Source organism: Paraburkholderia steynii (assembly GCF_900100565.1).
Taxonomy (GTDB): domain Bacteria; phylum Pseudomonadota; class Gammaproteobacteria; order Burkholderiales; family Burkholderiaceae; genus Paraburkholderia; species Paraburkholderia terrae.
Genome location: NZ_FNDI01000001.1, coordinates 21,137 through 46,281 on the forward strand (window position 1 = coordinate 21,137; position 25,145 = coordinate 46,281).

Genomic DNA, 25,145 nt, shown 5'->3' on the forward strand with positions numbered 1-25,145 from the left:
TCGCGGCGCGCTATGAGCGTATGCCGAAAAAGCCCTGCCACAGCGAATCGAACAGACCCGCGCTGCGTGGTTCCTGCGCAGGCTTGTCGTGTTTCGTTGCTGCGGGCTGAGGTTGCGAAGGCGCGTCTTCCGCAACAGGTTCGCGTGATGACGCAGCCTTAGCGACGGGGTCCGCGCGATCGGCATCAGCCGAATCGGCGGATTCACCTGCCTGCGCTGCGTACCGCGACTGCTGCAAGGCCCACACGCTATCGGCAATGCGTTGCGCCACGTCGGCGTCGCAATCGCGTCCGAGCAGCACGCCGAACAGCACGTCGCGGCTATGGCCTTCGTCGGCATAGCGCATGGCCACGCCGACCATCTGCGTGTACTTCGCCTCGGCCTCGGCCTTGGCCTTGCGCGCCCGCGCTGCCTCGACTTCGCGCTGACGCCTTTCGAGCGCCTCATACTGGCGCATCTCCTGCGCGTAGACGGCGTCGTAGACCTTGCGCTGACTGTCGTCGGAGAGGATCGCGTACGCGTCCTTGATCTCCTGGAAGGCCGCGCGTGCGACCTCTTCCTGTCCGGCGTTGCGGTCCGGATGCCACTTCATCGCGGCCTTCCGGTACGCCCGTTTGATCTCTTCCGAGGTGGCGTCTTGAGACACGCCAAGCTTCGCGTAAAGGGTTGCCATGTCGCGTTGAGTCTCGCTTGCAGACGGTTGCAGATGATGGTCGCGTTCATCGTAGCACGACGCTCCTCGCCGCTCGAAACGAGGCTGGTCCGACAAAAAGCGCGAACATATCCGCGCTTTTCGGGCACCGTTTTTGCGACTGCGATGGATGCGCGCATACAGCGTACGAGCGAGCGGCCATGACGAAAGACACCATCCAGCACGAACGACATCCTGACACGACCGATCGTGCCACGCCGCCCGACCACCCGGAAAAAGCCGGCGCGGAGTCACCGCATCTCGATGCGGGCGAGAAGGACCAGGCCGCGCAACACACGGCGCCGCACGCGTTGATGCTGCACGAGATCGTGCGCGAAGAAGGCGAAGCCGCGCTGGAGCGCACGGTCATGGCGCTCGTTTGGTCGTCGCTGGCAGCGGGGCTTTCAATGGGATTTTCGTTTCTCACGACAGCCGTTCTCCAGGCCGGCCTGCCCGATACGTCATGGCGGCATCTCGTGTCGAGCTTCGGCTACACGACGGGCTTCGTGCTCGTCATCATGGGGCGTCAGCAACTCTTCAGCGAAAGCACGCTGACTGTCGTGCTGCCCGTGCTGACGCGGCGCGATCTCGACTGCTTGCTGAAGGCGCTGCGCCTGTGGATCGTCGTGCTGTTCTGCAATCTGCTCAGTTCGTGGGCTTTTGCCGCGATGCTGCGTTTGCCCGGCGTATTCGAAGCGGATGTCGTCGATGCGCTCGACGAAACGGCGCGCTCCGCCGTTGGTCCCGCCAATACCTTTCCGACCTTCATACGCGCCGTGTTGGGCGGATGGCTGATCGCGCTGATGGTGTGGCTGCTGCCGAGCGCGCGCTCCGCGCGGCTGCTGACCGTCGTGCTGATCACGTGGGTGGTCGCGGTGGCGAAGCTGTCGCACATCATCGCGGGATCGACGGAAGTCGCGTATGCGGTGCTGGCGGGCGACGCGTCATTCGCCGATTATTTCGGCCGCTTCCTGCTGCCAACGCTCGCGGGCAACGTGGTGGGCGGCATGACGCTCGTCGCGCTGCTGAATCATGCGGCCATCGCGCCGGAAATCAGCGAGCGGCGCTGACCATAGCTTGAACTGCACCGTGCCCGTTCATGCGGCGCGGGTCTGAGTGCGCTTTCGTCGATGACGCTTGCTCATGCGAATGTGCGCTTGCGCACACAGCGCGCCCCACGCCGGCGCGCCGTCACAATTCGGACATACATGTCACGCAGTATCGGTCCCCGGAAATAAAAAGTAAGAAACCTTGCGTCCGGTCGCCAGACTGCTTTCGTTTGCCGTACGCGCCCGGCGCCGCCTTCATCGCATTGATCCTCCAAGGGACATTCCTGTGCTGCGCTCATCGCTCTTCACCCGCACCATGATCGGTGCCATCACCTCGCTTGCGGCGCTCGCCGCTGCTCCCGCCGCTCACGCTTCCGTCGATCTGATCGCCATCGGCAAGCTCGACGGCAATCTGCTCGACAAATCGAAAGAGACGTCGGGCAAGCTCGAAAACGGTGCGCCCGGCGATCTGCTCGGCGGTCTTGGCTCGGGCATCGGCTACGCGGGTTGCCATACGTTCCTCGCCGTGCCCGATCGCGGCCCGAACGCGATCTCGTACAACGCGGCGATCGACGACACCGCGTCGTACATCAATCGCTTCCAGACGCTGCGTCTGCACCTGGAAGACGCGCCGAAGGGCGCGTCGCTGCCGTTCACGCTGACGCCGAAGCTCGTCGACACGACGCTGCTGCATACGTCCGATCGCCTCGTCTATGGCACGGGCGCCGCGTATGGCGTGCCGAACGGCGCGCCGAAGCTCAACCGCGACAACCACACGAACTACTTCACGGGCCGCTCGGACAACTTCGATCCGACGCATCTGTCGACGTATCCGCTCGATGGCCGCTTCGATCCCGAAAGCATCCGCATCGCCAACGACGGCGACAGCGTGTTCATCTCCGACGAATACGGCCCCTACGTCTATCGCTTCGACCGCAAGAGCGGCCGCCGCATTGCAACGTACAAGCTGCCCGATACGTTCGCCGTGTCGACGCTCTCGCCCGTCGGCAACGACGAGATCAGCATCAACACGTCGGGCCGCGTCGCGAACAAGGGCATGGAAGGTCTCGCGATCTCGCCCGACGGCACCACGCTGTTCGGCGCGATGCAAAGCCCGCTGATCCAGGACGGCGGCACGGACGCCCCGTACACGCGCATCGTGAAGATCGACATCCGCACGGGCCGCACGACGCAGTACGCGTATCAGCTGACGAACATCGGTACGGCGTCCAAGCCGAAGTACCCGACCATCAGCGACGTGCTTGCGATCAACGATCACGAACTGCTCGTCGACGAGCGCGACGGCAAGGGTCTCGGCGACAACTCGACGGCTGCGTTCAAGCAACTCAACCGCATCGACCTGACGGGCGCAGCGGACGTGAGCCAGGCAAGCGGCGCGAGCGGCCTCGCGCCGTTTGCGGTGAAGAAGACGCTGTTCCTCGATATCGTCGCGGCGCTGACGGCCCACGGCTACAACGCGAACGACATTCCCGCGAAGATCGAAGGCATCGCGTTCGGTCCGGACGTGACGGTGCGCGGCGTGAAGAAGCACACGCTCTACGTCGCGAACGACAACGACTTTATCGGGACCGTCACCGACACGAACCATCCGTCGGGTATCGCGAATCCGAACCAGTTCTTCGTGTTCGCGATCGACACGTCGGATCTGCCCGACTATGTCGCGCAGCGCCTGCCGGGCGTGTCGAAGAACGGCCGCGATCACAATCATGACAACGTCTGCGGCCGCGATGACGACGATCACGATCATGACCATGATGGCCACGGTCACTGACATCGTGCATTGAGTTCCTGCGTCCCTGACGGACCGTGATGGGACGATGTAACGGGCCGGCCGCGGCAATCTGCGGACCGGCTCTTTTTTTGGGCTGATCCGGCTGATTCTGGCGGATAGTCCGGCTGCGCTTCGACCCGCGCAGCGCCTGCACGCGTCGCTTCACGCGTATAGAATCGACGCATGAAGAAGCCTGTGTCCCCCGCTGTGCGCCGAGATACGCTACCGACCAGCATCATCGAGCCCGAGCTGCCGCTGCACGCGCCGAGCGTTGCATCCGTCGCGCTCGCGATGTCGATCGCGCTGATTTCGTGGCTCGCGTTTGCCGCGCAGACGGACATCACCGTGCATCGCATGCTGTCGCGCGGCTTCGGCGTGATCGACGGCATCGAGCGGCTCACCAGCTATCTGACCAATCTGACCATCTTTACCTGCGCGCTGTGCTTCACCTGCGTCGCCTGCTTCCCGCGTCGCAGCCCGCCGCTCGTGCGCTTTTTCCGGCAACCCACGGTCGTGACGGCCGTGACCTGCTATATCGTGTTCGTCGGCGTTGCCTACAACCTGCTGCTACGCCATCTGTGGACGCCGTCGGGCTGGCGCATGCTGCTCAACGAAACCCTGCACACCGTCGTGCCGATGCTCGCCGCGCTCTACTGGCTGTTGTTCGTGCCGCGCTTTCATCTGACGCTGCGCCATCTGCTGGGATGGCTAGTGTTCCCGCTCGGCTATCTCGCGCTGACCCTGTTGCGCGGCGCGCAGTCGGACTTCTATCCTTATCCGTTCATCAACGTCAGCGAGCTTGGCTACGAACGCGCGCTGCTCAATGCGAGCCTGCTCGTGCTCGCATTCGTGCTGCTGATGGCCGTGTTCGCCGCCATCAATCAGCGGCGGCCGATGCCGTCCTTCACATCTGCCTCACCGCCTCGCCCACCAGAGACCGATCATGACAACAACCCGGCGTGAGTTCATCGTCGCGGGCCTCGGCTCCGCGGCCGGCCTGTGTGCAGCGCTCGCCGCGAGCCGCGACGCGCGCGCCGACGACAAGCTGAGTGAGAGCGATCCAGCGGCACAAGCGGTCGGCTATGTGATCGCCGCAGCGAAAGTCGACAAGGCGCGCTTTCCAACCTACCAGGCCGGGCAGACCTGCGCCAACTGCTCGCTGTTCCAAGGCAATCCAACGGATGCATGGGGCGGCTGCACGCTGTTCGGAACGAAGCAGGTGGCGGGCGGCGGCTGGTGCAGTTCTTACACGAACATGTAGTGCGCCTTGCGCTGGTGATGTTCGGTTAGTATTCGCTGGTATCTGCATGCGGCAGTGTCGTCGATGGCGTTGCGCCCTCGCGACGCCATAACAATCGCCCGAGAGATGCCAACGTCCGTCACGTCCAGCCCGCTGCCGTTTCCTGATCCATGCTCCCCTTCGCGGCGACGCCTCGTAGCGCTCGTTGCCGTGTGCCGCCTGCTCGCCCTCGCCTGTCTGCTCGTCATTGCGTGGCCATCCCGTGCGCAGGGCTCCGTTACGCTCTACGGGCTGATCGATACCAGTATCGAAGTGACCAATCCCGGCAGCGGCTATGTCGCGCGCATGGACTCAGGCGCGTATCGCGGCACGCGCTTCGGCCTGCACGGCAGCGAGCCGCTTGGCGATGGCAACAGCCTCGTCTTCACGCTGGAGAACGGCTTCGATTCGGCAGGCGGCGCATTCTCGGTGCCGGGCAGCATCTTCAACCGGCAGGCGTGGATCGGCGCGCACGGCGCGTGGGGCGAGTTGCGCGCCGGCCGGCAGTATTCGCCGCTCTACATTCCGTTCAAGGGACAGCTCGACGCATTCGGCGCCGGCACGATCGCATCCGGCCTGAACAACCTGTCGAAGATCACGCCCTACACCGACAACGCGTTCGCCTATCTGTCGCCGACCATCGGCGGCTTCAGCGCGACGGGCATGGTTGCGCTGCGGGACCCCGGCGACGACGGCAACGGCATTGGCGGCTACTACGTGACGGCTGAATGGGCGCTCGGCGGGATGAAGCTGCTCTACGCGCACCAGCAGACACATGGCGACGGCGCATTGCGCGCGAACTTCGCGGGCGCGTCGTATCAGTGGGGCGCGCTCACGGGCTTCGTCGCGTACTTCAACGGCGATGGTGGGACGCCGCGCTATCACGATGACGGCCTCTCGGTGTCCGCTCTATGGCAGATCACGCCGCAGGCGAGTGCATCCGTCGGCTACGCGCACGCGCGCGACCGCAGCGGCGGCGACAACGACGCCGATCAGTTCAGCATCGCCTTCGACTACCAGGTGTCGAAGGCGCTGTTGCTGTATCTCAGCGCCGCAGACCTCGAAAATCGCGGACAGGCCACGTTCACGCTGCGCGGCGTGAACGTGACGGGCATCCCCGTCGCTTATCCGGGGGCGCCCGTTCGTGGTGTGCAGATCGGGATGATCGAGCGGTTCTAGCGCGAAGCACTATCGTGCGCGTCGAACTATCGTGCAGGCGGTGGTTCTACGACGCATGCATCGTGATGCGCGGATCGATGGCACATGCATTGCGGAATTCATCGGTGTATCGAACTGCATGCGAGAGATCCTCACGATGAACCTGACCGCGTTTCCTGCATTTTCTATTTCACCGTTCCGTATCGGCAAACGACTGCATACGCCGATGCCACCTGAGGTCGAACCCGATCCGGCGCCGCCGCCCGACGACGATCCCGACCCGGACCCGCACTCACCGCCCATTCCCGGGCGCGAACCGGACCGCGCACCGCCCAGCCAGGAGCCGCCCACAGGCGATCCGCCCGAGCGAGCGCCGCCCATGCATGCGTGTGCCGCCACGCGCGGATCGCACGGGCGTCACGCGCTTAGTTTGCCCGTCAAAGTTGAGAATCGAGCAGCGCGACCGCGCGATCGACGAGTTTCCTGGTCCATGGCCGCCTGTTCCAGTCGTCGAGCGTTACGCGTTTGGACTTCGCGAGATCATCGGCGAAGATCTGCGTTTGACGGCGCGCAAACGCCGCGTCGTAGATGTTGAGGTTGGCTTCGTCGTTCAGCTTGAACGAGCGCGAATCGAAATTGGTCGAGCCGACCGACACCAGGTAGTCGTCGACGACCAGCAGCTTGACGTGGAACATCGTCGGTTGGTACTCGAACATCTGCACGCCCGCTTCGAGCAGCGGTCCCCAGCATGCGCGCGACGCCTCGCGCACGGTATGCGTGTCGATGTGCTTGCCGGGCGTGATGATCCGCACGTCGACGCCCCGCTTCGCCGCTTCGACGATCGCGTTGATCGTCAGCCTGTCGGGAACGAAATAGGCGCTCGCGAGATGGATCGAATGCGTCGCCGCCGTGATGGCCATCAGATACATCAACTGCATGTCGTCGCTGCCGCCGGACGGTGAACTGCTGAACATGTGCGCGAGGCCGTCGCCGACCTCATCCGGCTCAGGAAAATAGTCGGGCCCATGCAATACATTGCCCGTCGCCTTGATCCAGTTATCCATGAAGACGGCCTGCATGTGTCCGACCACAGGGCCCATCACGCGAAAATGCGAATCGCGCCAGTGCATGTCGTCCTGTGCATGTCCCGTCCACTCCTGCGCGATGCCGACGCCGCCCGTGAAGCCGATGCGTCCGTCGATCACCAGCAGCTTGCGGTGCGTGCGGTCGTTCATGCGGCCAAGCCCGGTCCAGTGCGGCTTGTGGTACTGGATCACTTCAGCGCCTGCATCTTTGAGCATCTGCAGGTAGTGCCGATCCATCTTCTGCGATCCAACCCAGTCGAGCAGCACATGCACCGCAACGCCTGCGCGCGCCTTTTCCGACAACGCGCCGGCGATCTGCTCGCCGATCGCGCCGGACCAGTAGATGAACGTTTCGAACGTGATGGTTTTCTGCGCGCTCGCAATGCCTTCGAGCATCGACGGAAAAATCTCGTCGCCGTTGAGGAGCACCTCGAAGCGGTTGCCGGATGTCACGGGTGGGCCGAGCAGCAGACCCATCGAGCGGATGAACTGGGGATCGTCGCTGCCGTACCGGCGCTCGATCTTGTGCTCGATCTTCTTTTCGCCCGTCGACAGATTGGCGACCGCGAGCACGACGACGAGCGTGACGACGGCCGTGAGCAGGATCGTCAGCATGCGCCGCGTTCAGCGGTTGAGGAGGCGTCGAAGCGCACCGCGCCGCGTGGCCGCGAAGACGCGCGTCGGGACGGTGGCTTTACCAGTCGGGATTGTTGACTTCCTGACGATAGCCATAGGCGTTATTGACGAGCCGATGCGGGCGCCCGCCTGCCTGCATCACCTCGCGCCAGCTGCTCAGCGTCGCAAGCGAATCCGTGTGCAGCACGGCGTACGGCTTTCCCGCGATGTCGCCGCCTATGGCCGTGCCGGGAATGAACTCGATTGCAGTGTCGTCGACGGCGATCAGCATGCGCATGTCCGTTTGCAGGATCTGCATTTCATAGCGGGTGGCGGGCGTCATGGCGCGGCTCCTGAATGCATCGGAATTGTTCTACACCGTGCAGTCCAGATCATGATGCTCGACGGGCTGCGACGACGGTTTTCGATGGAACGGGCCGCGTGTCGTGGCGACAGACGAAGCCCAACCGCTCAATTGAAAGCAAGCGGCATTCCAGATGCATGTTCGAGACGAGACGCGGCTCAGGCCGGATGACCGGCAGGCGCGTTGAAAAAAAGACGGACGGAAGGGGTGAAAATTACGCGACGCTGCTCGCTGGCCTGCGCCGAGAGACGCGCCAGCTTCCTATGCCGTTCGGCGTCGAGGAGTCAGTCGATGGGCAGCTGGTCGCAGGCGTTGGTTGCCGTCGACGCGCAGATGAACGAGTAGTCGCCGCTCCAGCGCACGGCAGCGGCGCTCGCATGCACGGCGTCCTGGAAACCGGGCGACGTTTCCCACGCGATATAGCCGGAGCACAGCACGGCGGACATCACGACCAGCGAAAAGGCAATTTTTTCAAAGATCTGAAAACGGGGCGACATGGCAATCTCTTCCTTTAGAGCGCCATTTTATCTCAATACTAGGGTTTGTACCTAGTCTGAATTGCGGCTTTGCAACATGCCAGGGCGGAAATGCACGTTCGCGTGCGTGCCGCCTGGCTTGGAAAGAAGCCATGCTTCGAGGGAAAGGCCCAGAAAACGGGCAGATCTGGCGATGAAGCGGTGCGTGCCGTGCGCCGATTCGCGCAGGAGAAAATGGTCAAGCGCGCCCACTCGATGTCAGTCAAACGGCGCCTGCCGAAGGGGTATCAATCAGGCGTAAGGCGTTTCCGACTGACGCACACGGCCAGGCTGCGCTCGCGAAGCGTCCGCCGTCTTGCAGCCCGCCTCTTCCAGCACGGTCCGCGCACGATCGCGCATATCATCGGCGGCGAGTTGAGCGTCCGAGCCGCTGACCCAGACGGCGAGACGCACCACCGCGCCGCCCCCGCGCTGGTGATCCGCTGCCGTCACGACAGGCGCGAGCGTCGCGCCGCCCAGCACACGCGGATCGCTGGTAATCATCTTCCTCAGTGCCTCAATCGCACAGGCGACGTCCTTGCGCTGCGCAATGTCCACTTTCACCTCGACGCGCTGCGTGCCGCCGCTGCTGTAGTTGATCACGGGGTTGCTCCAGATCTGGCTGTTCGGCACGAAAACGGCATTACCGTCACTGCGTTCGATGCGCGTCGTGAAAAGCCCCACTTCACGCACGATGCCGGCCGTCGCGCCCGTGCCTTCGATCACGTCGCCGGCCCGGAATGGCCGCAGCATCAGCAACATAATGCCGGCTGCAATATTCTGCAGCGTCCCTTGCAGCGCAAGTCCGATTGCGAGTCCGGCCGCGCCGAGCACGGCCAGCACGCTCGCCGCTGCGACGCCGACTTCGCTGAGCGCCGCGAACAGCACCAGCACGCGCACGGTCCATGTGCCGATCGCGTTAATCATCGGCGCGAGCGTCGGGTCCGCGTGGGTGCGCGACATCGCCTTCGACAGCAGCGCGCCAAGCCGGTTGGACAGCCACCAACCGGCAATCAGGATCAGAATCGCCACGCCCGCATGCATCAGGTCATGCATGAGCGATACGAGCAGCGACGGTTGCAGGTGAAACATACGGGCAAGCAGATCATCCATGGTTCAAGGGTTCAGATAGGTCGTTTGAAAAGGTGCAGCGCAACGTCACCGTAATGCCGCGTAACGGGTCATGCCGGACACCTTCGGGTGCGACGCGGCAAGCGCGGCTGACTTGCTCTACACTGGCGGCCCGAACGAAGTCTCGACAGAACACGCGGTTCCGTTGAGCTATTTCCGCCAATGCGCGTGCAAATGCGGTGCCTGAGCGCAGGCCCGCATGCACGACGGAAATCGTGCCCGTTATATGGGACGACGATCCATCTATCGATGAAAACACCTCCCGCCGACACCAGCGAACAGGTCAGCCCGACCACCGCCCCTGACGCCTTCGACAAACTCGTCGGCGACGCCGACCGCGCTCCCGAAATCAGCCTGCCTCGACAGACGCCGTTCCAGCGTTTCTGGTGTACGCGCGTGCTGTCGTCGCTGTCGTTCCAGATGCTCGCCGTTGCAATGGGATGGCACATCTACGCCCTCACCCACAGCGCATTCGCGCTCGGCCTGGTCGGCCTCGCGCAGTTTCTGCCGATGTTCGTGCTGACGCTCGTCGTCGGCCAGGTCGCGGACCGCTACGACCGGCGGCGCATCGCGTCGATCTGCCAGGGGCTCGAATGCGTGGCCGCGGCCCTGTTCGCGTGGGGCACGTTCGGCGGCTGGATCAGCGCGCCCGTGATCTATGTGCTGGCCGCCTGTGTCGGCGCGGCGCGCGCGTTCGAGTCGCCCGCTGTCGCGTCGCTGTTGCCCGGTGTCGTGCCGCGCGCGCAGCTCTCGCAGGCGACGGCGTGGGCCACCTCCGCGAACCAGGCCGCGCAGATCGGCGGGCCGGCGCTCGGCGGCCTGCTCTACGGCATCGGGCCGGGCGCGGCGTATCTCGCCTGCACGCTGTCGTTCGCGCTGGCGTCCGCTGCCGTCAGCACGATCCCGTTGCGCACGAAGCCCGTGCCGCGCGCGCCCGTGACGCTCGAATCGGTGTTCTCGGGCGTGCGTTTCATCCGCAGCCAGCCGGTGATTCTCGGCGCGCTGTCGCTCGATCTGTTCGCGGTGCTGTTCGGCGGCGCGACCGCGTTGCTGCCGATCTTCGCGCGCGACGTGCTGCATGCGGGGCCGCTCGGCCTCGGCCTGCTGCGTTCGGCGTCGGCTGTCGGCGCGCTCGGCGGCACGATCTGGCTTGCGCATTTCCCGTTGCGCAAGCGGCCCGGCGCGGCGATGTTCGGCGGCGTGATCGCGTTCGGCATCGCGACACTCGTGTTCGGACTGTCGCATTCGTTCATCGTGTCGCTGTTCGCGCTGATGGCGCTCGGCGCATCGGATGTGATCAGCGTGGTCGTGCGGCTGTCGCTCGTGCAATTGCGCACACCCGACGAGATGCTCGGTCGCGTCAGCGCCGTCAATTCGCTGTTCATCGGCACGTCGAATCAGCTCGGTGAGTTCGAGTCGGGGGTGACGGCGGGCTGGTGGGGCGCGCAAACGGCCGTGCTCATCGGCGGATGCGCGACGATCGCGATCGCGCTGCTGTGGATGAAGCTGTTTCCGGAATTGCGCCGCACGCGCTCGCTCGAGCGCGAAGAGCAGCACGAAATGGCGGCCTGACGTCAGGCTTCTCCTGTGAGCGACGCGCCGCGCCACGTCAGACAGGCGCTTCCGGCGCGCGCGAGCGATCAGGCGCGTTCATTGCACAGTGCTGGGCAGATCGGCTGCCAACGCACGCTCCGCAGCCATCCATGCCAAGGAGACGCACATGCACCCGAGCCGACGCGCGTGTCGCATTCATTCGATCTACGCGCTCTTCACCATCACCGCGCTCGCAGCCGCGACGCTGATGCCGCTATCGGCGCGCGCCGACGACGCGCCCAGCCCCTGCACGGCGCTCAAGCGCATCGTCGCGGCCGCGCCCACGGGCTTTTCTCAACTGACGCCAGAGGACGGCAAAGGCGTCGCGCAGCCCTACGGCGCCGACGCGCAATGCGGTGCGGCCAAAGGCAGCTACGAATGCTCATGGACGCCGAGCGGCGGCGCAGGGTCGAGTGTGACTGCCTTGCAGGCGGTCGCGGCGGACATCGCCTCGTGCGTGCCCGACGCCACGCATGACGTGAATTCGCCTGCGCGTCAGCACTTCTATATCGGTCCGCGCGAAACGCGTACGCAAATCACCGCGATGCCCGCCGGCGCGAACAAGGTGAAACTGGTGGTCTCCGGCAAATAGCGGGCAAGAAGCGGGCAAAAAGCGCGGGCGGCGAAAAGCGGCCCGCGCCGCGACGCTATTCGACCCGATACCAGACGCGGATACCCGAATACCAGTGGCTCACGCTCGTATCGTCGCCCGAACCGAAGGTCGACAGGCTTTCGATGTTGATCACATCGACGTTGTGCTCCGCAAGCCACGCGTTCGCGCGGTCGACGAGCGCGGCGGCATTCTCGTACACATGTCCGCGGATCATGTGGCGTTGCAAGACCTGGCGTTCGAAATCCTGAAACGCGATTTTGCTCATAACTTGTCTCCGTCAGGCTGTTTTTAATGGTTGGCGCCTGCCGATGAGTCTATCAATGGCAGGACGGGAGCGGCAATTGCTCGATCATCGACAGGCATTGTCAGGAGGGAGCGTCTCATGAGCAGCGAAAAGCAGCAAAAGGCAGCCACAACCAGCCCGGGCGGCGACATCGAACATCCAAAGCACCCGGTTCATAGCGACAACGAAAACAGCAAGATGCCAGAGCGTGACGACGATAACCGCAAGCGGTCGCCCGCGGATCGCCCCGGCAAGAATTCCGGCGAGGGCGAAACGCCGGTTGGCTAGAAGGCATCTGATACCGGCAAATTCCGGCTGATACAAATTGCGCGCAAGCGCGGTCATTTGTGGCAAGAAATACGGCGGCCTGCACATTTTGCAGGGCCGCCGTATTTTTTTCGACGCGGCATGCGCATTGTGTGCCGTTCAACTCGACGCGCCCCGCATTTTTTACTGAATTATTTCTGGTTATTTTTCTGCGCCCTTCATCTACCTTGCTGCTTGCAGCGAAAGATTTCGTAATGTGAAGCGTTCGCTGCCATCCGTTTAATGGAGCGAGCGGAAAACAATGACGACATCCTGCAAGGTTTCCATTTGCGTCCCGACCTGCAATCGGCCTGAGCTGATCGTCGAATGTCTGGACTCGTGTCTGGCTCAGACACATACGAACATCGAAATTCTGATCGGCGACGATTCGAGCGACAGCCGCACGCAAGCGCTGATCGCAGCGCGCTACGCGCATGACGCACGCATTCGCTATGTGAAGAACGAGCCATCGCTCGGTCAGGCGCGCAACGTCGCGAGTCTTTTTGCGCGCGCCAGCGGCGACAAGATCGCATTGATTCACGACGACGACTACTTCGCCAACGACGGCATCGCGAGTCTGCTGGAACTATGGCAGCAGCATCCGCAACTCGAAGTCGCGTTCGCGGACCAGTATGAAGTGGATGCGCAAGGCAACGTCGATGCATCGAAAAGCGCGGCGCTGAATGCCGACTTCCATCGCACGGCGCTCGCGCAAGGCTTGCAAAAGCAGCCGGGACGCACGGGTCTCGTGCAGATGTTCCCGAACAACGGCTGGATGGCGAATGCGGATCTCGTCAAGCGGATCAGCTATCGCGACGACGTGGGCATGTGCTGCGATTACGTGTTCGGCTCGGAGTTGTGCCTTGCCGCTTCACAGGTGTACTACCTGCATCGCTATGTGTCGTACTACCGCAAGACCGATGTGTCGATCTCGCACAGCACGCGCGGCTCGACCTTCGCTGCTTCGCTGACGGCCTTCGAGTTCGTGACGGCACTCAAGCTCGACGCATCGCTCGAACCGGCTCGGCGGCTTGCGTTGCGAAGGCTCGCGCCCATCGTCGTGTCGTTGTACGCGAAGAACGATGCACCGCTTGCGGCGCTGCGCGTAGCGTTCGAGCATCCGTATGCGTATGCATATGGTTTCGAAGCGCGGTTCTACTATCACCTGTCGCTGATCGCGCGCGCGTTCATCGCCATGCGGTGGCGCGGCGGACTGCCGCCTTCGGCGCCGCGCTTCCCTTGAGTGTGTTTCGCGCGCATCGCGCAGAATACAAAACAGCATAAAAAAAGCGGCTCTTTCAAAGAGCCGCTTTTTGCATTTCAGCTTCGCGCTTCAGGCCGCACGCATCACGGCTCGTTGCGCAGGTAGCCTACCTTCGACGGATCGCGCATGCGGAACGACACGAGGCCCGCAATCGCGCACAGCACGGTCACATACCAGTAGAACATCGATTCGCTGCCTGCCTGCTTGAGCCACAGCGCGACATATTCCGCCGAGCCGCCGAAGATCGCGTTGGCAACGGCATACGACAGGCCGACGCCGAGCGCGCGCACTTCTGGCGGGAACATCTCGGCCTTGATGAGGCCGCTGATCGACGTATAGAAGCTGACGATAGCCAGTGCAATCACCACCAGCACAAACGCCATCATAGGGCTCGTCACGTCTTTCAGCGCGTGCAGCAGCGGCACCGTGCCGATCGTCGCGAAGAAGCCGAACAGCAGCATCGACTGACGGCGGCCGATGCGATCCGACAACGCGCCGAACGCGGGCTGCATGATCATGTACACGAAGAGCGCGCCCGTCATCACGTTGCTGGCCGTCTTCGGGTGCATGCCCGCCGTGTTGACGAGGTACTTCTGCATGTAGGTCGTGAACGTGTAGAAAATCAGCGAGCCGCCCGCCGTGAAGCCGAGCACCGTGAAGAACGCGCCCTTGTGCTTCCACATGCCGCGCAGCGTGCCCGCTTCCTTGCGCTGACGCGTCTCGGCCGTGGTCGTTTCGTCGAGCGAGCGGCGCAGGTACAGCGCGACCAGCGCTGCAAGCGCGCCGACCACGAACGGAACGCGCCAGCCCCAGGCCTTGAGCTCTTCCGTCGTCAGCAGTTGCTGCAGGATCACGAGCACGAGCAGCGCAAACAGCTGGCCGCCGATCAGCGTGACGTACTGGAACGACGCGAAGAATCCGCGGCGGCCCTTCAGTGCGACTTCACTCATGTAGGTTGCGCTGGTGCCGTATTCGCCGCCCACCGACAAACCCTGGAACAGGCGCGCAACGAGCAGCAACGCGGGCGCGAGCGCGCCGATCTGCGCATAGGTCGGCAGCATGGCGATCACGAGCGAGCCGCCGCACATCATGAACACCGACACCATCATCGCGAAACGGCGACCGCGCTTGTCCGCGAGGCGTCCGAAGAACCAGCCGCCGATCGGGCGCATCAGGAAGCCCGCGGCGAACACGCCCGCTGTGTTCAGCAGCTGTGCTGTGGTATCGCCTTTCGGAAAGAATGCCGGCGCGAAGTACAGCGCGCAAAACGAGTAGACATAGAAATCGAACCACTCGACGAGATTGCCCGACGAAGCGCCGACGATCGCGAAGATGCGGCGCCGGGTGTCGGAGGGAGTGAAGATGGTCGTGTCGGTCATGCTGGGTCGGTCCCTTCTAAGGTTTTTTTAGCGGTCGGGTGCCGCTTTGTGCTTTCTATCGCTGCCGCCAGGTTTGCAGACAGGTTTCGGCCTGGTTGCAAGCAGGTTGCAGCGCGCCTGCGAGATTGTATAGATATGTAATGTTCTGCGCGGTCGGTATCTTAACGGATACCAGGGGATGGCGGCATGTGGATGCCGGTTGGGTTTGGTTTTGGTTTTGGCCTTGGCTTGCTCGGGCTTTCGCTGGCATCCGCGATTCGTTAGCGTGCTTCACGCGTCGCCCCTGTGCGGGGCGGCACCTACTTTTCTTTGCCGCCGCAAAGAAAAGTAGGCAAAAGAAAGCGGCTAACACCGCCAGTGCTAGTGTTTGCCTGAGGGCCCCCACAGGGTCTTACGCTTCACACGGCAGCATTTCTGTTTGCGTGCGTTGCCAGCGCTCTAATGAGCGCCTCACCCACTTCGAATACCCGTACTCGGGCAGGCAGCAGCGAATGGTATGTGCCGCCCAGGTGGCAAACTGTGTGTAGGTTGTCGCGGCGTATGGCTTGGCGCTCTTACAGGGTGGAGCGCATGTGCAATCGGTCCGAAGTGAGGCGTGTGTAGCACTACGTCCTACACACAGTTTGCCACCTAGGCGGCGGTGGAATAGCTGGCACGGCGTGTTGCGACGCGGACGCGTGAAGCGGGTGAGGCGCGCATTCGAAGCGTTGGCAACGAACGTGGGTCACGTGATTGCCGTATGAAGCGTAAGACCCTGTGGGGGCCCTCAGGCAAGAACAAGAACTGGCGGTGTGAGCCGCTTTCTTTTGCCTACTTTTCTTTGCGGCGGCAAAGAAAAGTAGGTGCCGCCCCGCACAGGGGCGACATGTGAAGCACGCTAACAAAACGCGGATGCGAGCAAAAGCACAAGCAAACCAAACCAGCCGCACCGCGAACCCAAACCCAAACCCAGCCAGAAAAACCCGATCAGACCCGCACGGCAGGCGCCGTATACCGACACTCGTAGCGTTTCCTCACAGTGCCGTTTTCGTCGACACTTTCCAGATACACATCGAACTGCCACAACCGAGCCATGTGCTTGAGCACCTCATCACTATCACCCGACAGGTGCCGGTTATCGCTCATAAAATGCCGCAACGTCAGACTACGATCGCCGCGCGTATTAACCGAATACACCTGAATATTCGGCTCACGATGATGCATATCGTACTGCCGCGACAACGCCTGACGCACATACCGATACCCGCTGTCATCGTGAATCGCGGAGACCTCGAGCGCATCACGCATATCATCATCGAGCACCGAAAAGAGCCGCATTTCACGGATCAGATGCGGCGACAGATACTGCGCGACAAAGCTCTCATCCTTGAAATTACGCATGGCGTAATGCAGCGCCTGCAACCACGGACTGCCCGCGAGTTCCGGAAACCACTTTCGGTCCTCTTCCGTCGGGTTCTCGCAGATGCGCCGGATGTCGCTCATCATCGAAAAGCCGAGCGCATACGGATTGATGCCGCTGTAATACGGCTTTGTCACGGGCGGCTGGTAGACGACGTTGCTGTGCGAATGGAGGAACTCCATCATGAAGCCGTCTTCGAGCTTGCCCTCGTTGTACATCGTGTTGAGCAGCGTGTAGTGCCAGAACGTAGCCCAGCCTTCGTTCATCACCTGCGTCTGACGCTGCGGATAGAAGTACTGGCCGATCTTGCGCACGATGCGGATGACCTCGCGCTCCCACGGCTCGAGCAGCGGCGCGTTCTTTTCCGCGAAATACAGCAGGTTTTCCTGCGGCTCCGGCGGATAGCGCTCCTCCACCTCTTCCGGCAAAGGCGTGTGACGATTCGGCAGCGTGCGCCACAGCTCATTCACCTGCGACTGCAGATACGCTTCGCGCTCGCGGCGCGCGGCGAACTCCTTCTGCAGCGACAGTTTCTGTGGACGCTTGTAGCGGTCCACGCCGTAGTTCATCAGCGCATGGCACGAGTCGAGCAATTCTTCGACACGATCGAGACCAAAACGCTCTTCGCACTCCGCGATGTAGTTCTTCGCGTAGACGAGGTAATCGATGATCGCGTGCGCATCCGTCCACAGACGGAACAGGTAGTTCCCCTTGAAGAACGAGTTGTGCCCATAGGCCGCGTGCGCGATGACGAGCGCCTGCATCGTCATCGTGTTCTCTTCCATCAGATACGCGATGCAGGGGTTGGAGTTGATGACGATCTCATACGCGAGGCCCATTTGCCCGCGTCTGTAGCTTTTTTCAGTGGCGAGAAAGTGTTTGCCGAACGACCAGTGCCGGTAGTTGACCGGCATGCCGACGGACGCGTACGCGTCCATCATCTGTTCAGCGCTGATGAGCTCGAGCTGGATTGGATAGACATCAAGTTCATATTGCTCCGCAACATGCGAGATGTGAGTGTCGTACTCTTCGATCAGCTCGAAGGTCCAGTCGGACGGACACGGCAACGGCCTTCTGTCGGCAACGTTCATACGGACTTCCCTTTGCCCTTTGGTGGGCGCCCCGGTGGGTCCCCGTGCTGCAGCTGCGTCAGGCACTACGCCTGCTCCGGCATCGGGTACACGCGCGTCCTGCGCGTGTGCCGTGTTCGCCTCGGCATGCCCGGCCTTACTCTGCTTCGGCACGCCTTTCTTACGCTCGGGCTCGTACCCTCGCGCCTCGTTGTGCAGGTGACGAGTCGTCATGCGGCTTCCACCTGCTTTTCGAACAGCTCGCGGAACACGGGATAGATATCCGCCGCTGTTTCGACCTTCTTCATCGCCATATGCGGCTGCGACAGCGCGAGTTGCGCATATTCGAGCCACAGGTTCTGCTCTTCAGGCGTAACCTGAATGTACGCAAAATACCGCACCTTCTCGAGAATGTCATCTCTGAGTATCTTGCGGCACTTCGGCGAGTCGTCGGTCCAGTTGTCGCCGTCCGAAGCCTGCGCGCCGTAAATATTCCATTCAGTCGGCGAGTAGCGTTCGTCGAGAATCTTCTGCATCAGTTCCAGCGCGCTCGATACGACGGTGCCGCCGCTCTCCGTCGAATGGAAGAACGTGTCTTCGTCGACTTCTTCGGCGCGCGTATGGTGGCGGATAAACACCACCTCGATCTTCTCGTAGTTACGCTTGAGGAACAGATACAGCAGGATGAAAAAGCGCTTGGCGAGATCCTTGCGCTGCTCGTCCATCGACCCCGACACATCCATCAGACAAAACATCACGGCCTGGCTGGACGGCTGCGGCTGCTTCACGCGGTTCACGTAACGCAGATCGAACGGGTCGATAAATGGAATGCGCCAGATGCGGCCGCGCAGATGATGGATCTCGTCTTCGAGCACCTTGATCTCGTCGCGACGGTCAGCGGGGTCCGCCTTCATCTCTTCGAGCTGCTTTTCGAGTTCGTGCAGTTCGTTGACGAGTGGCGCGCCGAGCGCGATACGCCGGCCCAACGCGCTGCGCAGCGAACGTACCACGTCGATATTGTTCGGCGTGCCTTCCGCGGCCCAGCCCGCGCGGATGCTCTTCCACGTCGGCACGGCAAGCAGATGGGTCTTCACGAGACGCGGCAGTTCGAGATCGTCGAAGAAGTACTGCATGAACTCTTCGCGGCTGAGTTCGAAGACGAAATCGTCCTGCCCTTCGCCTTCGTTGCTGGCGCTGCCACCGCCGCCGCTGCCGCCGCCCCCTTGCGGACGCGGGATCTTGTCGCCGCGGATATAGTCCGCGTTACCCGGATGCACCATTTCGCGCTTGCCGCCCGGACCATGCCGGAACGACGGTTCAGCAATGTCCTTACGCGGAATCGTGATGCTCTGGGTGTTCTGAATATCCTTGATACTACGGTCGCGCACCGCTTCCGAAACAGCGCGCCGAATGTATCCCTTTACGCGACGCAGAAAGCGTTCGCGGTTTGCAATGCTCTTGTTCTTGCCTGCCAGCCTGCGGTCGATGATTTGATGAAGCACATCCAGTCTCCCGCTCCGATTTGGAATACGCGGGGCGCAAGTTGCGCATGCAATCTTATGTCCATGCGGCTCGCGCCTCGCAGGAGGCTCGCGCGAACCGGGTGAAGCGAACCCGTTCGAGCGAGCTTTGCGCTACGCATTTCATGACGACTTGCGCACCCGCAGATACCAGTCGCACAAGAGCCGCACCTGCTTCGGCGTATAGCCCTTGGTGACCATGCGGTTGACGAAGTCCTCGTGCTTGCGCTGTTCCTCCGCCGACCCTTTCGCATTGAACGAGATGACGGGCAGAAGTTCTTCCGTATTCGAGAACATCTTCTTTTCGATCACGACGCGCAGCTTTTCATAGCTGATCCACGCGGGATTCTTGCCCCCGTTCGCGGCACGCGCGCGCAACACGAAATTGACGATCTCGTTGCGGAAGTCCTTCGGGTTGCTGATACCGGCAGGCTTCTCGATCTTCTCCAGTTCGGCATTGAGCGACGCCCGGTCGAAGCTCTCGCCCGTGTCGTGGTCGCGGAACTCCTGGTCCTGAATCCAGAAGTCGGCGTACGTCACATAGCGATCGAAAATGTTCTGCCCATACTCGGAATACGACTCCAGATACGCGGTCTGAATCTCCTTGCCGATGAATTCCGCATAACGCGACGCGAGCACGTCCTTGATGAACGACAGATACTTCTGCTCGGTTTCCGGTGGGAACTGCTCGCGCTCGATCTGCTGTTCGAGCACGTACATCAGGTGTACCGGATTCGCCGCGACTTCCGTCGTGTCGAAGTTGAACACACGCGAGAGTATCTTGAACGCGAAGCGCGTGGACACACCCGTCATGCCTTCGTCGACGCCCGCGAAATCGCGATACTCCTGATACGACTTCGCCTTAGGATCGGTGTCCTTCAGGTTCTCACCGTCATACACCTGCATCTTCGAAAAGAGGCTCGAATTCTCGGGTTCCTGCAGGCGTGTGAGCACCGACATCTGCGACATCATCTTCAACGTGCCCGGCGCGCACACGGCGTTGGACAGCGACGAATTGCGCAGCAGCTTCTCGTAAATCTTCATCTCTTCCGAGTAGCGCAGGCAGTACGGAACCTTCACGACGAAGATACGGTCGAGCAGTGCTTCGTTGTTGCGGTTGTTGCGGAACGCCTTCCATTCTGACTCGTTCGAGTGAGCGAGAATGACGCCGTCGAACGGGATCGCACCGAAGCCTTCCGTGCCCTTGAAGTTGCCTTCCTGGGTGGCCGTGAGCAGCGGGTGCAGCACCTTGATCGGCGCCTTGAACATTTCGACGAACTCGAGCAAGCCCTGGTTCGCGAGGCACAGGCCGCCGGAATAGCTGTATGCATCCGCATCGTCCTGCGCATACTGTTCTAGCTTGCGGATATCGACCTTGCCGACGAGCGACGAAATGTCCTGATTGTTTTCGTCGCCAGGCTCGGTCTTCGCAATGCCGATCTGCCGCAGGATGGATGGGTAGCGGCGTACCACGCGGAACTTGCGGATGTCGCCGTTGTACTCATGCAGACGCTTGACCGCCCACGGGCTGAGGATGTTCTTCAGGTAGCGGCGCGGTATGCCGTACTGCTCTTCGAGGATAGGACCGTCCTCGTCATAATCGAACAGCCCGAGGGGCGATTCGTTGACGGGCGAACCCTTGATCGAATAGAACGGCACGCGTTCCATGAGCTGCTTGAGCCGTTCGGCGATCGACGACTTGCCGCCGCCCACCGGGCCCAACAGATACAAAATCTGCTTCTTTTCTTCGAGCCCCTGGGCAGCATGCCTGAAGTAGGCGACCACCTGCTCGATCACGTCTTCCATTCCGTAGAACTCACGGAACGCGGGGTATACCTTGATGACCTTGTTCGCGAAGATGCGCGAGGTGCGCGGATCGTTACGAGTGTCGATCTGTTCCGGTTCCCCGATTGCCGTCAACATGCGTTCGCCGGCTGTGGCGTACGCGGCGGGATTTTCTTTGCAGAGCGCGAGATACTCCTCGAGCGAAAGTTCCTCCTCTCGCGTTTTCTCGAAGCGGGTCGCGAAACTGCTGTAGATATCCATGCTACCTCCTCGCCGAAGTCTGGGACGATGTCGTGCGCGGCGCGCTATCAGGAAACGACATCGCTCGAATTCATCCTAAACCCTTTTAAATTTTTTTTCACGAACTACGTTGTGAAAATCGCGCCACAGCTAGCACTGTCCTACCCCTGCTTGATGACGCAAATTCGGTCACCTACAATCATTGCCCACACCGTGCGAAACATGACAGGCAGTGTTGCATTGCATCCTGCGTTCCTTCCCCGCACTTCATCTGTCGCATGACGTACGAACCATGTGGCATCGCGCGGTTCCCTGCACTCGTGTTACCTGCACTCGCGTTTCCTGCACTTTTACGCACATTCGCAAAAGACCCACGTAACACGCTGTCTGCCTGACCACATTACGTCCACACATTACTGCGTCTTGCATGTACGTGCAGTGCATGTGACTCACTTCCATCGTCGCGATGCTTCATGCTTCGACAGCGTCGCTGCCGTCCTTTCCGCCATAACGCGCGCATCGGTGCTTGCGACGACAGCGCGCTCGCTGTGTTACATGTTTCGCATGTGCGCCAGCGCGCACTTCCTGCAGTTCGTCAGCGCGTATGTCAATTCGTTCAACACAAACCTGCATACGCACGACTGCATGCTCCCGACGTCGCAAACGTTGCGCGACGTCAAAATCCATGATGTTCGCAGGGTCAGCATGCACGCTCGTTCATGTCTGTATGACGGCGTTTGCAGTGCGTATCTGAATAGGCGGATGTAACCAGATGTTCGCCCGTCGTCGCCTGCCCTTCACGATCGATAGTGCCGGTGCAGGCGGGCATGGGTGCATGCGCATGCAGCGGAACGTCATCGACGTGCCGCTGCCGCATGGGGTGGGATGAAGGTGGCGTTCGACGCGGAGTGGGACGTTAGTGGTTTACGTCAACTCGACTTCGACTTCACCAAGCCCGTCGATATGGCCATATACGCGGCCCGGCCCATCGACGCGATGCGCGCCCACATACGAGCCCGTCGTAATGGTCCAGTCCGGTTCGATCGTGATACCCATGGCCGCGCAATGGTTGACGAACCACACCAGCAGCTCGCGCGGGTCGCCTGCCGGATTGCCCGGCGATTCGGGCACGAGCGACTTGCCGTCGAACGTCAGTTCGAGCTCGGGCGAAACGAAATCGAACGAGCGCGCGATCGACGCATAAGGCACGGGATGCCCCGTCACCAGTGCGCCATTGTTCTGGGCGTCGGCGAGTTGCGCGAGCGGCGCGATGTTCGGCCACTCGGCAAAACGGCTGTCGACGATCTCGATGGTGGGCAGCACCGAACCGACGCGCGCCAGCACTTCATCGCGCGCATAGGCCTGGCCTTGCGGCTCGATCGGCTCGGCAAAGCGGAACGCGACCTCCAGCTCCAGCAGCACGCGGAAAAACGCACCATGTTCGAGCCGCGCCGGTGACGCAAGCGTCAGCGCAGCCGGAATCGGCGCACCCGAGGTCGGACCGCCCGGGGCTTTGGCACCGATTTTCCAGGCGCCCGTCGCGCCGCCCAGGCCCGCGATCACCGCCTGCTGGATCGCGTAGGCCGTGGCGGCATCGGGCGGAAGGCTGTCGAGCGGCAGCGTGCCGATGGCGCGGTGCTGGCGGCGCGCATGCACGATGCGTTGCGCGAGGTCGTGATCCGTCATGTCGTTTCCCTGTTGGCTGTGTTGGGGCGTGGCGTCGCGAGGCAGATGCAACGGTGCATGGGGTTACGGCAACGCAAAGGTCGCGACGAGGGTTGCCGCTCGGCCTTCACGTCATACGGTCTGCATGCTGTCATGCGGCGTGGGACGATGCATGACGACATCGGGCGGCCAGTTCGCCACCGCGTTCGTCAATGTACCGGAACAATTACGCGCCGGGTCGGGTTCGGCGTGCGCCGAAAAGAAAAAGACGGCTGCCCTGGCATGGGCAGCCGTCCCCGGTTCTGCATCACTACGCAGGCGTCCGCGCCAGCGGACGAAGCGCTCGCTCACGCATGGCGGCGCATGCCGCCTCGCAAGCCCAGTTTTGGTGCGTCAGAAAGTTTCCCAATCCGCATCCGATGTCGCCGCCGCTTTTTGCGGCGCCGCTGCCGCACGGGCGGGCGCGGATGCGGACGCGGCGGCCGGCGCGGCGGGCGCCGGGTTCACCGCGGGCATCGACGGCGCGACCCTGCGGGGCGCGCTGACAGGCGCGGCGTGACGCGTGACGCGCTTCGCCGGCGTGGCGGTGAATGCGCCGACCGCCTCGTCGACCTGGAACACGGAAACGGTCGTGCGCAGCTTGGCCGCCTGCTCTTCCAGCGACGACGCAGCCGCCGCCGCTTCCTCGACGAGCGCCGCGTTCTGCTGCGTCACTTCGTCCATCTGCGTGACGGCGCGGGCCACCTGGTCGATGCCGCTGCTCTGTTCTTCGGATGCGGCCGCGATTTCGCCCATGATGTCCGTCACGCGCTGCACCGCGCTGATGATTTCCGTCATCGTGCGGCCTGCTTCGTCGACCAGCGCCGAGCCCGCCTGCACCCGCTCGACCGACGTATCGATCAGTTCCTTGATCTCCTTCGCCGCCGCCGACGAGCGCTGCGCGAGGCTGCGCACTTCGCCTGCGACCACCGCGAAGCCGCGGCCTTCCTCGCCCGCGCGGGCCGCTTCGACGGCCGCGTTCAACGCGAGGATGTTGGTCTGGAACGCAATGCCTTCGATGATCGCGATGATGTCCGCGATCTTCGCCGAGCTCTGGTTGATGTCACCCATCGTGCCGACCACCTGGCCGACCACCGAACTGCCCTTATTGGCGATATCCGACGCATTCGCCGCAAGCGCGCTCGCCTGGCGAGCATTGTCGGCGTTCTGCTTCACGGTGCCCGTGAGCTCTTCCATGCTCGATGCCGTTTCCTGCAGCGCCGAGGCCTGTTCTTCCGTGCGCGACGACAGGTCGATATTGCCCGCCGCGATCTGGCGCGTGGCCGTGGCGATCGACTCGCTGCCCGAACGCACGGAACGAACCGTCTCCGTCAGGCTGCGCTGCATCTTGCCGATGCCTTCGATCAGCTGGCCCATTTCGTCACGCGAGGTCGGGACGATGGGACGGCGCAGATCGCCCGAGGCGATCGCGTCGAAGTGCCCAAGCGCTTCCGACAGCGGCCGCGCAATCGCACCGCGCAGCGTGAAGTATGAGAACAGCGCGGCGAGCACGCCCGCGGCGAGTCCGATGATGCTGAACACGCGGAACGTCGAGAAACTCGACTGCGCGCTGTCGAAGCCGTCTTTTGCCTGTTCGAACTGGTATTTGCGCAGCGTGTCGTCGGCCGTGGAGAGGTCGTTGTAGGCGGCTTGCAGACGCTTCGCGCCGTCGAGAATTTTCGGTTGATCGTTTGCGCTAACGATTGCGTAGAAGGACTCCATCACCTGATGCAGCGCGTCCCGCTTGCTCGAGGCTTCCTGCGCGAGGCGATCTTCTTCGCTTTCGCGCGGCAGCGACAGATACCGTTTCCACCATTCATCCGACAATGTGCGCATCGAACGGGCGCGCTCCAGCGTCGAAGCCGCTTCCGGCGTGCCGATCATGAACGCCGCGCGATCCAGCGCGAGACGCTCGCGCGCCGCATAGATCTCGGCGTTGCCGATATCGACGGCGCTCGGCATCTGGTTCGTGTACATGTCGCGCATCGATTCGTTCGAGCGGCTCAGGCCGAACAGCCCGAGAAGGCCGATCGCGACCAGCAACGCGGCGAGAAAAGCCATCGTCAGGCCGATTCGCGCCTTGATGGTGATGCCCTTATTCATGCTTCTTCCTGTGAGATGTCGATGAGAGGCGCTTGATAACGCATTGCGTATGCGGTGGTTGTGCGCGGCGCCGTTTGCTATGGATCATGGCGCTCTGACTGCGTTTACGGCACATCGACGGAAGACTTGAAGCTTCTATATGGTCTGAGGAAATGACCTGGAAGAGATTGTAAGTATTACAAGCGACAACGGGCGACGCTACGCCCG

The 25,145-nt window shown here is 62.3% G+C and carries 21 protein-coding genes; 9 read left to right on the forward strand and 12 right to left on the reverse strand.

The genetic code is table 11. The features are described from left to right. Positions 1–10 precede the first annotated feature (10 nt). Positions 11–673 (reverse strand): J domain-containing protein, encoded by a 663-nt coding sequence (locus tag BLT65_RS00105; RefSeq protein WP_091773896.1) that lies wholly within the window; start codon positions 671–673, stop codon positions 11–13. 179 nt (positions 674–852) lie between these two features. On the opposite strand from BLT65_RS00105, the gene BLT65_RS00110 reads away from it, so the two are divergent. The 5 genes from BLT65_RS00110 (at position 853) to BLT65_RS00130 (ending at position 5,990) form a co-directional block, all read left to right on the forward strand. Further along, positions 853–1,761 (forward strand): formate/nitrite transporter family protein, encoded by a 909-nt coding sequence (locus BLT65_RS00110; RefSeq protein WP_091773898.1) that lies wholly within the window; start codon positions 853–855, stop codon positions 1,759–1,761. 295 nt (positions 1,762–2,056) lie between these two features. After that, entirely contained in the window at positions 2,057–3,532 is a 1,476-nt protein-coding gene (locus BLT65_RS00115; protein WP_091774820.1) for an esterase-like activity of phytase family protein, read from the forward strand. Between the two features lie 183 nt (positions 3,533–3,715). Next, the gene (locus BLT65_RS00120) at positions 3,716–4,495 is read left to right on the forward strand and encodes a Pr6Pr family membrane protein (RefSeq protein WP_091773900.1); all 780 of its coding nucleotides are present in this window, start codon (positions 3,716–3,718) and stop codon (positions 4,493–4,495) included. After that, positions 4,476–4,793, forward strand: coding sequence for a high-potential iron-sulfur protein (locus BLT65_RS00125; protein ID WP_042315257.1), 318 nt, complete (start codon positions 4,476–4,478; stop codon positions 4,791–4,793). The genes BLT65_RS00120 and BLT65_RS00125 overlap by 20 nt, the downstream gene beginning before the upstream one ends. A 105-nt stretch (positions 4,794–4,898) precedes the next feature. Beyond that, the gene (locus tag BLT65_RS00130) at positions 4,899–5,990 is read left to right on the forward strand and encodes a porin (protein WP_091773902.1); all 1,092 of its coding nucleotides are present in this window, start codon (positions 4,899–4,901) and stop codon (positions 5,988–5,990) included. A 416-nt stretch (positions 5,991–6,406) separates the two neighbouring features. Here BLT65_RS00130 and cls read toward each other — a convergent pair whose 3' ends face one another. The 4 genes from cls to BLT65_RS00160 form a co-directional block, all read right to left on the reverse strand. Continuing rightward, positions 6,407–7,669: a cardiolipin synthase gene (cls, locus tag BLT65_RS00140; RefSeq protein WP_091773905.1), complete on the reverse strand. Its 1,263-nt coding sequence runs from the start codon at positions 7,667–7,669 to the stop codon at positions 6,407–6,409. Positions 7,670–7,748: 79 nt separating this feature from the next. Beyond that, on the reverse strand, positions 7,749–8,012 hold the full coding sequence (locus tag BLT65_RS00145) for a hypothetical protein (RefSeq protein ID WP_091773907.1): 264 nt from the start codon (positions 8,010–8,012) through the stop codon (positions 7,749–7,751). Positions 8,013–8,317: 305 nt separating this feature from the next. Continuing rightward, the gene (locus BLT65_RS00150; protein WP_042315252.1) at positions 8,318–8,530 is read right to left on the reverse strand and encodes a hypothetical protein; all 213 of its coding nucleotides are present in this window, start codon (positions 8,528–8,530) and stop codon (positions 8,318–8,320) included. Between the two features lie 270 nt (positions 8,531–8,800). Then, positions 8,801–9,661 (reverse strand): mechanosensitive ion channel family protein, encoded by an 861-nt coding sequence (locus tag BLT65_RS00160; protein WP_091773911.1) that lies wholly within the window; start codon positions 9,659–9,661, stop codon positions 8,801–8,803. Positions 9,662–9,928: 267 nt separating this feature from the next. Between BLT65_RS00160 and BLT65_RS00165 the strand changes: the two genes are divergently transcribed. Further along, positions 9,929–11,251, forward strand: a complete 1,323-nt coding sequence (locus BLT65_RS00165; protein ID WP_244186389.1) for an MFS transporter — start codon at positions 9,929–9,931, stop codon at positions 11,249–11,251. 148 nt (positions 11,252–11,399) lie between these two features. Further along, the gene (locus BLT65_RS00170; RefSeq protein ID WP_091773913.1) at positions 11,400–11,864 is read left to right on the forward strand and encodes a hypothetical protein; all 465 of its coding nucleotides are present in this window, start codon (positions 11,400–11,402) and stop codon (positions 11,862–11,864) included. Between the two features lie 55 nt (positions 11,865–11,919). Here the strand turns inward: BLT65_RS00170 and BLT65_RS00175 are convergent, their stop codons facing one another. Beyond that, the gene (locus BLT65_RS00175; RefSeq protein ID WP_007586962.1) at positions 11,920–12,150 is read right to left on the reverse strand and encodes a hypothetical protein; all 231 of its coding nucleotides are present in this window, start codon (positions 12,148–12,150) and stop codon (positions 11,920–11,922) included. 117 nt (positions 12,151–12,267) lie between these two features. Here BLT65_RS00175 and BLT65_RS00180 point away from each other — a divergent pair, with 117 nt between their 5' ends. Beyond that, positions 12,268–12,456 carry a hypothetical protein gene (locus BLT65_RS00180; RefSeq protein WP_091773915.1) on the forward strand — a complete coding sequence of 63 codons (189 nt, stop codon included), beginning with the start codon at positions 12,268–12,270 and terminating at the stop codon, positions 12,454–12,456. A 280-nt stretch (positions 12,457–12,736) separates the two neighbouring features. Next, complete coding sequence (locus BLT65_RS00185) at positions 12,737–13,717, forward strand: glycosyltransferase family 2 protein (RefSeq protein ID WP_091773917.1); 981 nt, start codon at positions 12,737–12,739, stop codon at positions 13,715–13,717. A 104-nt stretch (positions 13,718–13,821) separates the two neighbouring features. On the opposite strand, the gene BLT65_RS00190 is transcribed toward BLT65_RS00185, so the two are convergent. From BLT65_RS00190 to BLT65_RS00225, 6 genes are all read right to left on the reverse strand, one after another. After that, positions 13,822–15,117, reverse strand: coding sequence for an MFS family transporter (locus BLT65_RS00190; RefSeq protein WP_091773919.1), 1,296 nt, complete (start codon positions 15,115–15,117; stop codon positions 13,822–13,824). 966 nt (positions 15,118–16,083) lie between these two features. Then, positions 16,084–17,820 carry a SpoVR family protein gene (locus tag BLT65_RS00195; protein WP_091773921.1) on the reverse strand — a complete coding sequence of 579 codons (1,737 nt, stop codon included), beginning with the start codon at positions 17,818–17,820 and terminating at the stop codon, positions 16,084–16,086. Next, positions 17,817–19,088 carry a YeaH/YhbH family protein gene (locus BLT65_RS00200; protein WP_042314770.1) on the reverse strand — a complete coding sequence of 424 codons (1,272 nt, stop codon included), beginning with the start codon at positions 19,086–19,088 and terminating at the stop codon, positions 17,817–17,819. Before BLT65_RS00200 ends, BLT65_RS00195 begins: the two co-directional genes overlap by 4 nt. Positions 19,089–19,229: 141 nt before the next feature. Further along, positions 19,230–21,152 (reverse strand): PrkA family serine protein kinase, encoded by a 1,923-nt coding sequence (locus BLT65_RS00205; RefSeq protein ID WP_007586951.1) that lies wholly within the window; start codon positions 21,150–21,152, stop codon positions 19,230–19,232. A 903-nt stretch (positions 21,153–22,055) separates the two neighbouring features. Further along, positions 22,056–22,817 (reverse strand): 2-keto-4-pentenoate hydratase, encoded by a 762-nt coding sequence (locus tag BLT65_RS00220; RefSeq protein WP_091773923.1) that lies wholly within the window; start codon positions 22,815–22,817, stop codon positions 22,056–22,058. Positions 22,818–23,189: 372 nt separating this feature from the next. After that, entirely contained in the window at positions 23,190–24,938 is a 1,749-nt protein-coding gene (locus BLT65_RS00225) for a methyl-accepting chemotaxis protein (protein WP_091773926.1), read from the reverse strand. Between the last annotated feature and the right edge of the window lie 207 nt (positions 24,939–25,145).